Genomic DNA, 13,025 nt, shown 5'->3' with positions numbered 1-13,025 from the left:
AATGGCAAAACCAATAGTAGCAATAGTAGGAAGACCCAATGTAGGAAAATCTACTTTATTCAATAAGTTAGCAGGTAAAAGAATATCAATAGTAGATGATAAACCAGGTGTAACAAGAGACAGGGTGTACGCTGATGCAGATTGGCTTAGACACAATTTCACAATAATAGATACAGGTGGTATTGAAGTAGAAAGTCAAGATATTATTTTAGCTCAAATGAGAAGACAGGCACAAATAGCTATAGAAACAGCGGATGTTATAATATTTATAGTAGACGGTAAACAAGGACTTACAGGTGCAGATACTGAAGTTGCACAAATGCTTAGGGCAAGTAAAAAACCAATAGTACTCGTAGTAAATAAGATAGATCATTTAGAACTAGAAGCTAATGCCTTTGAATTTTATAATTTAGGTATAGGGACTCCTGTAGCTATTTCAGCCACACAAGGACTTGGACTGGGTGATATGTTAGATGAAGTAGTAGCACACTTTGAAAGTGTATATTCAAGTACAGAAAACGAAGAATATATTCAAGTTGCAGTTGTGGGTAAGCCAAATGTTGGTAAATCATCACTGATAAATAAAATGCTTGGAGAAGACAGAAATATAGTAACTGCTATTGCAGGTACTACAAGAGATGCTATTGATAGTAAACTGGAAACTGTAGATGGTAAATTCATTCTTATAGATACTGCAGGAATAAGAAGAAAAAGTAAAGTTAATGATGGGATTGAAAGATATAGTGTTATTAGGTCGCTAGCTGCCGTTGAGAGAGCTGATGTAGTAATACTTATCATTGATGCTACAGATGAATTAAGTGATCAAGACGAGAAAATTATAGGGTATGCTCATGAAATGAAAAAAGCAATATTAGTTATAGTGAATAAATGGGATCTTATTGAAAAAGATGATAAAACTATGCTTGAATATAAAAGAAAATTACAAGCAGGATTAAACTTCATGGCATATGCACCTTATTTATTTATTTCTGCCAAAACTGGTCAAAGAGTACATAAGGTATTATCAACAGTTAAAGAATGTTTTGATAATTATTCAAAGAGAATTTCTACAGGTATTCTTAATGAGGTTGTAAACAAAGCTGTACTTATGCAAGAACCTCCAACAGTGGCGAATAAGAGACTTAAAATATTTTATGTTACTCAAGTAGACTCTAAACCACCAACATTTGTTTTCTTTGTGAATAATTCCAATTTGCTGCATTTCTCATACCAAAGGTATTTAGAAAATCAATTGAGAAATAGCTTTGAATTTAGCGGAACAGGAATAAGGCTTATATTTAGGGAAAGGAAGGAATAGAATGCTAAAAGTTGCTTTTTTAGGTGGTGGGAGTTTTGGTACTGCATTATCAATAATGCTTGCCAAAAAAGGGACAAAAGTTAATATCTGGGACAGAAAGCTTGGTGTTGTTAATGATATTAACATTAAACGAGAAAATGTCAAATATTTACCCGGCGTTATCATACCAGCAGGAGTAACGGCATTCACCGATATAGAAGTGGTTTTAAGCGATAGTGATATAATAGTCCTTGCGGTGCCTTCGCATGTAATAAGAGAACTAAGTAAGATGATAGCACCTTATTTAAGAAAAAATCAAATTGTGGTTAGCATTGCAAAAGGTATCGAAGAAGGTTCATTAAAAAGAATTTCACAGGTAATAGAAGAAGAGATCCAAAGTAATCCTATAGTAATACTATCTGGTCCTAGTCATGCAGAAGAAGTGGCATTAGATATTCCTACAACAATAGTAGTTACATCTAAAGAAATGGAGTACGCAAAGATTGTTCAAGATGTATTCATGACTAGTAAATTTAGAGTCTACACTAATGAAGACATTATTGGTGTGGAAATAGGCGGCGCTGTTAAAAACATTATTGCATTAGCTGCAGGAGTGTCAGATGGTATAGGCTACGGGGACAATTCAAAGGCTGCACTTATGACAAGAGGAATGAGCGAAATTATAAGGATAGGCACTGTGCTTGGAGGTAAAACTGAAACTTTCTATGGCTTAACGGGTATGGGCGACCTTATAGTAACATGCACTAGTATGCATAGTAGAAATAGAAGGGCAGGAATTTTACTCGGTAAGGGTGTTCCTATGGATAAGGCTTGTGAGGATATTGGAATGGTAGTCGAGGGTATAAAAGCTACAAGAGCCTTCTATGAACTTAAAGAAAAACAGCAGGTGTCTATGCCTATAACAGATGCATTATACAAAGTACTTTTTGAAGGTAAGGATTGTAAATATGCGGTACACGAATTGATGTCAAGAAATAAAAAAGATGAATTCTAAAGATTATAAATAAAGTTTGATACAAAAAACCGATTTTTCACTAAGTAATTAATGAAAAATTGGTTTTTTTTATATTTTTTTAATCAGTAGTAATAATTTATTGTTATCTAAAATATAATTATAATGTTAATAATAAGAATTGGGAGGGTATATCTTGGATAATTTTGATATATACAAAGATATAGCGGAGAGAACTCAAGGGGATATTTACGTAGGTGTAGTAGGTCCCGTAAGAACCGGAAAATCGACATTTATAAAAAGATTTATGGAGCTTTTGGTAATTCCGAAAATAGACAATCCCCATAAAAAAGAAAGAGCCATAGATGAACTACCTCAAAGCGGTTCAGGTAAATCAATTCATACTACTGAACCTAAATTTGTACCTAACGAAGCAGTTGAAATTGATTTTGAAGGTGGTACTAAATTCAAAGTTAGAATGGTTGATTGTGTTGGGTATATTGTTAAAGGAGCGCTAGGATATGCAGAAGGAGAAACACCTAAAATGGTTACAACTCCTTGGTATGACTATGAAATTCCATTTGAGGAAGCAGCAGAGCTTGGAACAAAGAAGGTAATAAACGAACATTCAACTATTGGACTTTTGATCACTACAGACGGTTCTATCACAGGTATAGAAAGAATGGAATATTTAGATGCTGAAGAAAGGGTAGTGAATGAGCTTAAAGCCATTAACAAACCTTTTATAATGGTGTTAAATTCCAAAAATGCATCTGCACCAGAAACAGCAGATTTAGCAAGGGAACTAGAAGAAAAATATGACGTTCCAGTTCAAGTTATGGACGTACTAGCTATGAACGAGGGAGATATAGCCAATATATTCCAAAGAGTTCTTAAAGAATTCCCAGTTAAAGAAATTAACATAGATATGCCAGAGTGGATTGAAAATTTAAGTTCTAAGCATTGGGTGAAAATTAGCTTTATGAAATTCTTAAAAGATATGTGTAAGGATATATTTAAAGTTAGAGATATAAATAAATCGTTATTAAGTTTTAAAGAAGTTGATTTTTTAGATTCAGCAAGACTTGATGAAATGAATATGGGAGAAGGCACTGCTAGAGTTAATTTAATTCCTAGGCAAGAATTATTTTACAAAATACTAGGTGAAACTTGCGCTTGTGAAATAAAGGGAGAGAATGATCTTTTAAATTTAATGGGAGAATTTTCTAGAGCTAAAATTGAATATGATAAAATTGCAGATGCTTTAAGAGATGTTAAAGAAAAAGGATATGGACTTGTAGCACCACAACTCTCAGAAATGACTTTAGAAGAACCAGAAATAGTACAACATGGTGGCAGATATGGAGTCAAATTAAGAGCCTCGGCACCTTCACTTCACTTTATTAGGGCAGATATACAGACTGAAGTATCCCCTATTATGGGTACGGAAAAGCAAAGTGAGGAGTTCTATAAATCCATCTTAGAACAGTTTGAAACTGACAAATCTCAAATTTGGCAGAGTAATATGTTCGGCAAGTCTTTAGAAGTTCTAGTTAAAGAGGGACTTCAAAATAAATTATTTAAGATGCCTGATGACGTCCAAGTAAAAATTCAAAAGACTCTTCAAAGAATTATTAATGAGGGTAATGGCAGTTTAATCTGCATTATCTTATAATTATATTTTTATAAGATTCAAAAGGCAAGGAGAAAAACAAATAAAAAGTACGGTAATCATTTTATAATGAAAAGCCGTGCTTTTTTTATTTACAAACTAAGTTTACTATTCAAGCTAATGATTAATAAGGGGAGGGATACCTTAAATGATGGCTACAAGGCGTAGTTAGGTAGGTAGGCAATGTGTATAAGAATAAATATTATATGTGCTTAGAATGACGATATGAGCCTATGATATTGATATAATCTAATATTTTAATAAAAGTGGAACTTTGTTACTGTTGTATATTATTTGTGGATGGAGGATAATAAACGTAGATTTGTCCAAATGTCCATAAATAATGTACTAGAAAAATTTGATTGATTATATGATATTCAGATACTCATGGAGCTAATATTCCTGAGGATAGAATAATAATCAAAACTGGAGTGAGCATAGTATGAGTTATATACAAAAAAGAACAGTAGCTTTCCGTAAAACTTGCATGGCATTATTTTTTGCCGGTTTTAGTACGTTTGCGATAATGTACAGTACACAACCTTTATTACCAGCGTTTTCTAAGGTATTTCACATCTCTCCAGCTGTGGCCAGCCTGTCACTTTCACTGACAACAGTTGCACTAGCTATTAGCATGTTATTTGTTTCTTCTCTGTCCGAAGTCAAAGGACGAAAGCCAGTCATGATATTCTCTCTTTATGCTGCAACTCTTCTAGCAATTCTTATCGCTTTCGTGCCCAATTTCCGTATTTTACTAATTATTCGAACCCTTCAAGGGATAGTCCTAGCAGGTTTACCAGCTGTTGCAATGGCCTACCTCAGTGAAGAAATTGATCCTGCTAGCTTAGGGATAGCGATGGGAATTTACATTAGTGGGAATTCAATTGGTGGTATGAGTGGACGAATTATTATCGGAACGCTCAGTGATTATACTAATTGGCGGGTGGCACTGGGTAGCATGGGTGTTTTAAGTATCTTCGCCAGCTTAATATTTTGTTACCTACTGCCAGAATCAAAACACTTTAAGCCGCGGTCATTTGAGATTGGGAAATTGATAAAATCAATGACTAATCATCTTAAGGACCCCGGATTACTCTGCTTATATGGCATTGCCTTTTTTATAATGGGTAGTTTTGTCACACTCTTTAATTACATTGCATATCAATTAATGGCACCACCATATTCGCTAAGTCAAACAATAGTAGGTTGGATTTTTATAATATATATCGTAGGTACATTTAGCTCTACTTGGATGGGACGATTGGCAGATAAGCGTGGACGAGGACAAATGTTATTGGTAGCTGTACTCATTATGGCATCTGGTGCGGCAATCACCTTTGGAAAGCCATTGATACTGAAAATATTGGGCATTGCGATTTTTACATTTGGCTTTTTTGGCAGTCACTCGCTTGCTAGCAGTTGGGTTGGACAACGAGCAAGTCATGACAAAGCGCAGGCCTCGTCTCTTTATCTTTTCTTTTATTACGTAGGCTCTAGTATTGGTGGAACAGTTGGTGGCATTTTTTGGACTATGTTTGGATGGGGTGGTGTTATTAGCATGATATTAAGTTTTTTGTTAATCGCTCTTTCTTTATCACTTTACTTAAATTCCATTGAACCAATTATTAATCGACAGAGCTCTTCTGGTCAAATAACTCTATAAAAATCTATAAAATATCATAGAAAACCTAGAAATTATTTATCAATAGAATATGCTATAAATAAGGGAGCAGGTGTTTTAATCGTTAAGGATAATAAAAGAGTTGAAATGATTCAAGAGTGTTTTTGTAGAAGTGAAACGTTAGTAGATGTTAAAGTTACGAACAAAATACCAAAAATACTATTATTGGATCTGATAGATTTATAAAAACACTATCTTTTAAAGACTAGAAAAAATAAAAAATGTAGTATATTATATATAGATCTAACAATTGTGAATGAGGGTGGGAAAATGTTAAATAACGAAATTAAAGTCAATCTTTTAAGGGAAGGAATCCACGAGGATGCTATAAAATCTTTAGATGAAAAAGGTAAGTGTCTATTCGATATAAATAGCACAAGGGATGTGTGTTTTGAATTGATTGATATGGGAATTAAGTTTAGTTGTGAACAAAGTATTTTAGATCATGGATTGTATTTAATAAAAATTTTAAATTAGCTGTCCCTAATTTGAAATTTCTTATTTTTAAAATTATTAATTAAATGTACTATTATAAAGGCCTATAGTTGTCAATTTTGCACACCAGCGGACTTATATTAATTAAATAAATGTTTTATTTTTTATCAAAATATGATAAAATGGGAACAAACGTTTGCGAGGTGATAAGAATGGATGTAACGAGAAAACTTGAAATTTTATCAGATGCAGCTAAGTATGATGCGTCTTGTTCCTCAAGTGGGTCTAATAGAAAGAATACAGCGGGGGGCATAGGCAATGCATCAACAACTGGCATTTGTCATTCTTGGTCACAAGATGGCAGATGTATTTCACTTCTTAAAATTTTGTATACCAATAAATGCATTTACGATTGTAAATATTGTATTAATAGATCTAGTAATGAGGTAGAGAGAACAGCCTTTACTCCTAAAGAAGTAATAGATTTAACTATGAATTTCTATAGAAGGAATTATATAGAAGGCTTATTTTTAAGCTCAGGTGTAGAACGAAGCCCAGATTACACTATGGAGAATTTAGTTAGAATTATAAAGGATTTGAGACTTATTCATAAATTTAATGGCTATATTCATGTAAAGGCTATTCCAGGTGCTGATCCAAAATTAATATATGAGGCAGGACTCTATGCAGATAGAATGAGTGTAAATATCGAACTGCCATCGGAAAAGAGTTTAAAACTCCTAGCTCCTCAAAAGACTAGAGAAGCTATATTAAAACCAATGGGGTTTATTAAACACAGTATAATAGAGTCCAGCGAGTATAAGAAAAAAGGATTTAAAGCACCTAAGTTTACACCTGGTGGACAAAGCACACAGATAATGGTAGGGGCAACCAGTGAAAGTGATTTACGGGTAATTAGTCTTACGGAAGGATTGTACAATACTTTTGGACTTAAGAGAGTTTATTATTCTGCCTATGTGCCAGTAGTAGCAAATTCTAATTTGCCTTCTATTCTAACAGCACCTCCACTTTTAAAAGAACATAGAATGTATCAAGCAGATTGGCTTTTAAGATTCTATGGCTTTAAGGCAAATGAACTTCTAGATGATCGAAATCCTAACTTTGATATAGATTTAGACCCTAAAGCCTTTTGGGCATTAAACAATTTAGATAAGTTTCCAATAGAGGTAAATAGAGCGTCTTATGAAGAATTACTTAGAGTTCCTGGAATAGGAGTAAAATCGGCTTTAAGAATTGTAAGAGCAAGAAGACTTTGCAATCTTTCATATGAAAACTTAAAAAAACTTGGACTAGTTCTAAAAAGAGCTAGATACTTTATAACCTGTAGCGGTAAATTTTATGGGGATAAGAGTATGGAGAGGGGAATGATCAAAAACTACTTATTAGATCATGAAAGTTTTGATAAGCCTGAGCAGCTTAGCCTTTTTAACCAAAGGAGGGATTTATTTGGTTAGATACATTTACGATGGTAGTTTTGATGGATTTTTATCTGTTATTTACGCTTGTTATTACCAAAAGATACCTGAAAGTATAGAGAGAGAAAGTAGTTATAATTTCAGTATGTTATTTGAAGATGAAGTTATAGAAACTGATATAGTAAAATCAAATAAAGTGCATAATGCCATAATCAAAAAAATCTCAAAAGATACTTTAGTTTATGTTTATCAAGCATTTTTATCTGAGCAGCCAGGAATTGAATTAAAATTATTTGTATATATAAAACTGGGCTTTGTAATGGGAATAAAAGTTAACGATTTTCTAACAGACGATACCGTAAATGAGGTACAGAAATATTCGAGAAAAGTGGGATTTGAAGCACATAGATTTTTAGGATTAGTAAGATTTCAAGAATTCAATGGCATATTGTACGCAGCTATTGAACCTACTTATAATATTCTCGAACTTATAGGAAATCACTTTAAAGAGAGACTTAGGAATGAAAAGTGGGTAATTCATGATGTGAAAAGGAAAATAGGCATAGTTTATGAAAATAATGAATGGATACACAGGGATTTAAAATTTGAAAAACTCGAAAGTCATGAAACCGAAGAACTATTTTATCAGAATCTTTGGAAAGTTTTTCATAAGAGTGTTTCTATAGTGGAAAAGAGCAATGAGAGACTACAAATGCAGCATATGCCTAAAAAATATTGGAATAACTTAACTGAGATGAAGCCTGAGAAAAATACAAAAAATATAAATTTAAATACAAAGGAAGTTGAAAATAAAATGAAACAAATTGATAACAACGTAAAATACTGAATCTAATAGTGGTTATTTTAACATTTGTTATTAATATTATACTTAATCATGATATAATAGGTTTAAATGAGTTGTTAGAACATCACAACTAAAGAAAGGAACGATTATTATGAGAAAACCAATTGAATACACCGAAATAGAAACACCTAGTATAAGTATTGATAAAAAAAACAATATGATGAAAGAAATTTTTAGAATACTAGAAGAATTCGGGGCTACAAATATAGAAAGATCTAAAACGAGTAAAGAAATAAATAGTAAATTTAAAAAAGAGCCTGTAATTAAAGAAATAGGTAAAGTAAATAAAATTAAAAAAACTGGATTGAATACACCTTCATTCATAGGCTCACTTGCAGGCATTATGACTAAGTTTGGAATACTTGGCAAAGTGCATAGAGGAGAGAAATCAGAAGTTAAATGGTATATAAAAGGGAATATAAAAATGATTAGTGATATTAAGCCAAAAGATATGTAATAAATAAAAAAACCAAGTCTTATATTTAAGACTTGGTTTTTTTATTTACTAATTTATAACATAAATTAACTATGTCATAAATACTATGAAGTATGATATACTATATAGGAAATGTGATATACAAAAACAATAAAACTGGCAAAAAGAAGCAAACAACATACAGGAAGGGGAATGTTTATGAAAGTACTAGTTATTAACTGTGGTAGTTCTTCTCTAAAATATCAACTTATTAATATGAAAGATGAAAATTGTTTAGCGCAAGGTCTAATTGAGAGGATTGGTAGTGAAGGCTCTGTTTTAACTCAAAAAGTAGAAGGCAGAGAAAAATACATAGTAAAACAAAATATGAAGGATCACAAAGATGCAATTAAATTAGTCCTTAAAACACTTATAGATGAAATTAATGGGGTAATTAAAAGTGTAGATGAAATTTCAGCTGTAGGTCATAGAGTGGTTCATGGTGGAGAATACTATTCTGAATCCGTATTGATTGATGAAAACGTTATGAAGGCAATAGAAGATTGTTCCAAATTAGCACCGTTGCATAATCCACCAAATATTATTGGAATTAATAGTTGTAAGGCACTTATGCCTAACACTCCAATGGTGGCAGTATTTGACACAGCGTTTCATCAAAATATGCCAGAACATGCATTTATTTATCCAATACCATATGAATTATATGAAGAACACAAAATAAGAAAATATGGGTTCCACGGAACTTCACATAAATATGTTTCACAAGTAGCTGCAGATATGATGAAGAGAGATATTAAAGATTTAAAAATCATTTCCTGTCATTTGGGGAATGGAGCAAGTGTTGCTGCAATTAAAGGAGGTAAATCTATTGATACAAGTATGGGATTTACACCTCTTGCAGGTCTTGCTATGGGAACGAGATCAGGAAATATAGACCCTTCGATTATAACCTTTATGATACAAGAATTATCTATGTCGTCAGAAGAAGTAGCAGATATATTGAATAAAAAATCAGGAGTGCTAGGAATTTCTGGAGTAAGTAGTGATTTTAGAGATATTTGGGATGCTGCTAAGAATAATAAAAGAGCTCAACTCGCTTTAGATGTTTTTCATTATGATGTTAAGAAGTTTATCTGTGCTTATGCCGGTGCTTTAAGTGGCGTGGATTGTATCATATTTACTGCTGGCGTTGGGGAAAACTCAGTGAAAGCTAGAGAAGCTTGTTGCAACGGATTAGAGTTTTTAGGCATTAAAATAGATGTGGAAAAGAATAATGTTATAGGTAAAGCTGCGGAAATAAGCACAGCAGATTCAACAGTAAAAGTATTTGTAATTCCTACCAATGAGGAACTAATGATAGCAAGAGATACAAAGGAAGTTATTAATTCATAATATATAATTTAGATAAACCTCTACAAGTAAATTTGTAGAGGTTTATTTTATTTCCTTTATTTACATTTAAAGCGAATAATATTTTTCTTCTTTTATGTGAATAATAATTTTACAACGTGTGGAGGTGTAAAAATGGATTTAGATAATAAATTAATTGAAGATTTTGATAAATGGAAGAACACATTATACAATTTAATATTTGTGGGTGAAAAAGTAGGTCTATCAGAGGATACAATAACAACTTTGGGTTCGAAAATAGGAGAGCTTCTAGCCTATAACGTGGACCCTGGAAATAGGGAACAACGTCTTTTAAAGGAGCTATTCGATGTTGCAAATGAAAAAGAGAAAGAAACTTTAACGAGTCTAATTATAAAAATGATACAAAAGGAACATTAATTAATCTATCTAATGATATAACCTCTTTCCATCCATAGTTAGAAAGAGGTCATATCTTTATCTTTAAGCCAATTTAAAACTTCATCTAACTCCTTTTCAGAGGGCATAGAGGCCTTTAAATAATTTGGAAGAGTCAAGGTGCTTTTTACAGTTTCGGGGAAACCAGCCTCTTCAATTACTTAACATGTTGTAAATAACTATGAGTCCATTGCATAGAGCAATCTATATGATAGTTCTATGAACTAAATTAACAAAATATAATATTAATGACCAAATAGCTTTTTTTAATGCGTAGTGTATAAAATTATGATAAAATTTTAACTAAGATAGTAAAAAGTATATACTAAATGACATGTTAACTACGTATTTGATTTATGTAATGTTTTTAATAATTATATAGTTTAGTATGTAACAAACTATAATTTTTATAAAAATCAATCCCATAAATGATAATATTTAAATTAAGGGGGATTTAATATGAGTGAAAAGAAAAGAATTGCTATACTTGGCGGCGGTTACGGCGGAGTATTAACAGCAAAAAAATTAGCTAAAAAATTTAAAAAAGATGAAAATGTAGAAATTACTCTCATCGATAGGAAACCATACCATACTCTTCTTACTGAACTTCATGAAGTTGCAGCAGGAAGAGTTTCCGAGGGGTCAATTAGAATTGACCTAAAAAAAATATTTGCAAAAAGAAAGGTAAAGGTTGTACTTGATGAAATTACTGATTTGGATTTTAAAAATAATAAATTAAAATCAGAAAATAATACATACGAATATGATTATCTAGTTATTGGTTCTGGTTGTCAGCCAACTTTCTTCGGCACAAAAGGTGCAGAGGAATATGCGCATCAGTTATGGTCTTATGAAGATGCTGTAAATTTAAAAGAACATATTCTACAAATGTTTAGAAAAGCAGTGAAAGAAACAGACAGCGAGAGAAGACGAAAAATGCTATCATTTGTTGTTGTAGGTGGAGGGTTCACCGGCGTTGAAATGATAGGTGAGCTTGCTGAGTGGAAAGATAGACTATGTAAAGAGTTTTACATAGTCAAAGAAGAAGTAAAATTATACGTAGTGGATGCACTACCTAAAATATTACCTAATTTACCGGACAAATTAATTGAAAAAGCTAAAAAAAGGCTTACTAAATTGGGCGTTCAAATAATCACCGGCTCTGGCATTACAGAAGTTACAAAAGATTCTGTTACAATGGGAGAGAGCGGAACTATTGATTCTAACACTGTAATTTGGGCAGCTGGTGTTGAAGGTTCAGACATTGTTGGCAAAATGGATATTGAGCAAAAGGGGAGAAAAAGAATAGTAACTAACGATAAATTGCAATCCTTAGAGTATGAGAATGTCTATATTGTTGGTGATAATATTTTCTTTATTCCTGAAGGTGAGGAAAGACCTATTCCTCAGATGGTTGAAAACGCAGAACAATCTGCCCCTATAATTGCACATAATATTTATAGCGACATAAATGCTAAAGAAAAAAAATCCTATAAACCTTCATTCCATGGTGTAATGGTATGTATAGGTGGGAAATATGGTGTAGCAAGTGTTGGAGCAGGAACTAAATTCTTTGGTCTATCTGGATTTTTTGCATTATTTGTTAAACATTTTATAAATATTGTATATTTCATCCAGGTTGCTGGATTTAACAAAGCATGGTCATACTTAATGCATGAAATTTTCCATGTTAAAGATAATAGAAGTCTTGTGGGTGGATATTTTTCAAAGGCATCTCCAAATTTCTGGCTTGTGCCACTAAGAATGTTCGTTGGTTACATGTGGTTGTCAGAAGGACTTGCTAAATTACCTAAAGTATTAGCAGATCCAACAAATATATTTTTAATACCTGCTGCGCCAATTGATGGAGTATCTACAGCATCAGTAGCGGTAGAAGGTATATTAAAAGTGCCGTATTTCATACAAAATATAGTTAAATGGTCTATGGATGCTTTCTTCTATACAGGAGACGGTGGATATACAGGTTTAGCTACAGTTTTCCAAACAGGCATGGTGCTTGCAGAAATATTGGTAGGATTATTACTTATAGTTGGATTATTCAGCGCACTTGCTTCACTTACATCAATTGCTATGGGTATTATGATATGGACTTCAGGAATGGCTCCTAATGAGATGTTATGGTACTTAGCTGCAGGAGTAGCTCTTATAGGCGGATCTGGAAGTACTTTTGGTATGGATTATTATGTACTACCAATTCTAAAGAAATACTGGAAGAAGATAGGATGGGTAAAAAAATCTTATTTATATGTTGATTAATAAAACAGAATCATTAAAATTGAATTTTAAAAAAACAAATGTTCTTTTAAATATATTAAAAGGACATTTGTTTTTATAGTGGTATAGTAATAATAAGGAAGTATCCTTCACAATAATAAAAATTAAAAAATAATTGGACATAGGTGA

The 13,025-nt window shown here is 32.3% G+C and carries 11 protein-coding genes; all 11 read left to right on the top strand.

All coding sequences use genetic code 11. The features are described 5' to 3' along the window. Window position 1: 1 nt before the first annotated feature. The 11 genes from der (at window position 2) to ACREWB_RS13500 (ending at window position 12,878) form a co-directional block, all read left to right on the top strand. Window positions 2-1,318, top strand: a complete 1,317-nt coding sequence (der, locus tag ACREWB_RS13550; protein WP_431547978.1) for a ribosome biogenesis GTPase Der — start codon at window positions 2-4, stop codon at window positions 1,316-1,318. 1 nt (window position 1,319) lies between these two features. Continuing rightward, a complete protein-coding gene (locus ACREWB_RS13545) occupies window positions 1,320-2,312 on the top strand; it encodes an NAD(P)H-dependent glycerol-3-phosphate dehydrogenase (protein WP_431547977.1) in 993 nt (330 codons plus the stop codon). Window positions 2,313-2,466: 154 nt separating this feature from the next. After that, entirely contained in the window at window positions 2,467-3,945 is a 1,479-nt protein-coding gene (gene spoIVA, locus ACREWB_RS13540; RefSeq protein WP_431547976.1) for a stage IV sporulation protein A, read from the top strand. Window positions 3,946-4,384: 439 nt separating this feature from the next. Beyond that, on the top strand, window positions 4,385-5,605 hold the full coding sequence (locus tag ACREWB_RS13535; protein ID WP_431547975.1) for an MFS transporter: 1,221 nt from the start codon (window positions 4,385-4,387) through the stop codon (window positions 5,603-5,605). A gap of 288 nt (window positions 5,606-5,893) precedes the next feature. Next, entirely contained in the window at window positions 5,894-6,100 is a 207-nt protein-coding gene (locus ACREWB_RS13530; protein ID WP_431547974.1) for a hypothetical protein, read from the top strand. A 170-nt stretch (window positions 6,101-6,270) separates the two neighbouring features. Continuing rightward, complete coding sequence (locus ACREWB_RS13525; protein WP_431547973.1) at window positions 6,271-7,533, top strand: putative DNA modification/repair radical SAM protein; 1,263 nt, start codon at window positions 6,271-6,273, stop codon at window positions 7,531-7,533. After that, window positions 7,526-8,341, top strand: coding sequence for a TIGR03915 family putative DNA repair protein (locus tag ACREWB_RS13520; RefSeq protein ID WP_431547972.1), 816 nt, complete (start codon window positions 7,526-7,528; stop codon window positions 8,339-8,341). Before ACREWB_RS13525 ends, ACREWB_RS13520 begins: the two co-directional genes overlap by 8 nt. 109 nt (window positions 8,342-8,450) lie before the next feature. Then, complete coding sequence (locus ACREWB_RS13515; RefSeq protein ID WP_431547971.1) at window positions 8,451-8,816, top strand: hypothetical protein; 366 nt, start codon at window positions 8,451-8,453, stop codon at window positions 8,814-8,816. A gap of 177 nt (window positions 8,817-8,993) precedes the next feature. Further along, entirely contained in the window at window positions 8,994-10,187 is a 1,194-nt protein-coding gene (locus tag ACREWB_RS13510) for an acetate kinase (protein ID WP_431547970.1), read from the top strand. Window positions 10,188-10,319: 132 nt separating this feature from the next. Then, complete coding sequence (locus ACREWB_RS13505; RefSeq protein WP_431547969.1) at window positions 10,320-10,583, top strand: DUF3243 family protein; 264 nt, start codon at window positions 10,320-10,322, stop codon at window positions 10,581-10,583. A 477-nt stretch (window positions 10,584-11,060) separates the two neighbouring features. Continuing rightward, the gene (locus ACREWB_RS13500) at window positions 11,061-12,878 is read left to right on the top strand and encodes an NAD(P)/FAD-dependent oxidoreductase (RefSeq protein WP_431547968.1); all 1,818 of its coding nucleotides are present in this window, start codon (window positions 11,061-11,063) and stop codon (window positions 12,876-12,878) included. The last annotated feature ends 147 nt before the right edge of the window (window positions 12,879-13,025 follow it).

The organism is Clostridium sp., assembly GCF_050717635.1.
Taxonomy (GTDB): Bacteria; Bacillota; Clostridia; order Clostridiales; family Clostridiaceae; genus Clostridium_AD.
This window is presented reverse-complemented; position numbering and strand designations above follow the sequence as displayed.

Bases quoted from the DNA above. Each gene is read 5' to 3' on its own strand.
- ACREWB_RS13530 (WP_431547974.1), top strand. From the start codon at position 5,894: ATGTTAAATAACGAAATTAAAGTCAATCTTTTAAGGGAAGGAATCCAC.
- ACREWB_RS13500 (WP_431547968.1), top strand. From the start codon at position 11,061: ATGAGTGAAAAGAAAAGAATTGCTATACTTGGCGGCGGTTACGGCGGA.
- ACREWB_RS13510 (WP_431547970.1), top strand. From the start codon at position 8,994: ATGAAAGTACTAGTTATTAACTGTGGTAGTTCTTCTCTAAAATATCAA.
- der (WP_431547978.1), top strand. From the start codon at position 2: ATGGCAAAACCAATAGTAGCAATAGTAGGAAGACCCAATGTAGGAAAA.
- ACREWB_RS13525 (WP_431547973.1), top strand. From the start codon at position 6,271: ATGGATGTAACGAGAAAACTTGAAATTTTATCAGATGCAGCTAAGTAT.
- ACREWB_RS13515 (WP_431547971.1), top strand. From the start codon at position 8,451: ATGAGAAAACCAATTGAATACACCGAAATAGAAACACCTAGTATAAGT.
- ACREWB_RS13545 (WP_431547977.1), top strand. From the start codon at position 1,320: ATGCTAAAAGTTGCTTTTTTAGGTGGTGGGAGTTTTGGTACTGCATTA.
- ACREWB_RS13505 (WP_431547969.1), top strand. From the start codon at position 10,320: ATGGATTTAGATAATAAATTAATTGAAGATTTTGATAAATGGAAGAAC.
- ACREWB_RS13535 (WP_431547975.1), top strand. From the start codon at position 4,385: ATGAGTTATATACAAAAAAGAACAGTAGCTTTCCGTAAAACTTGCATG.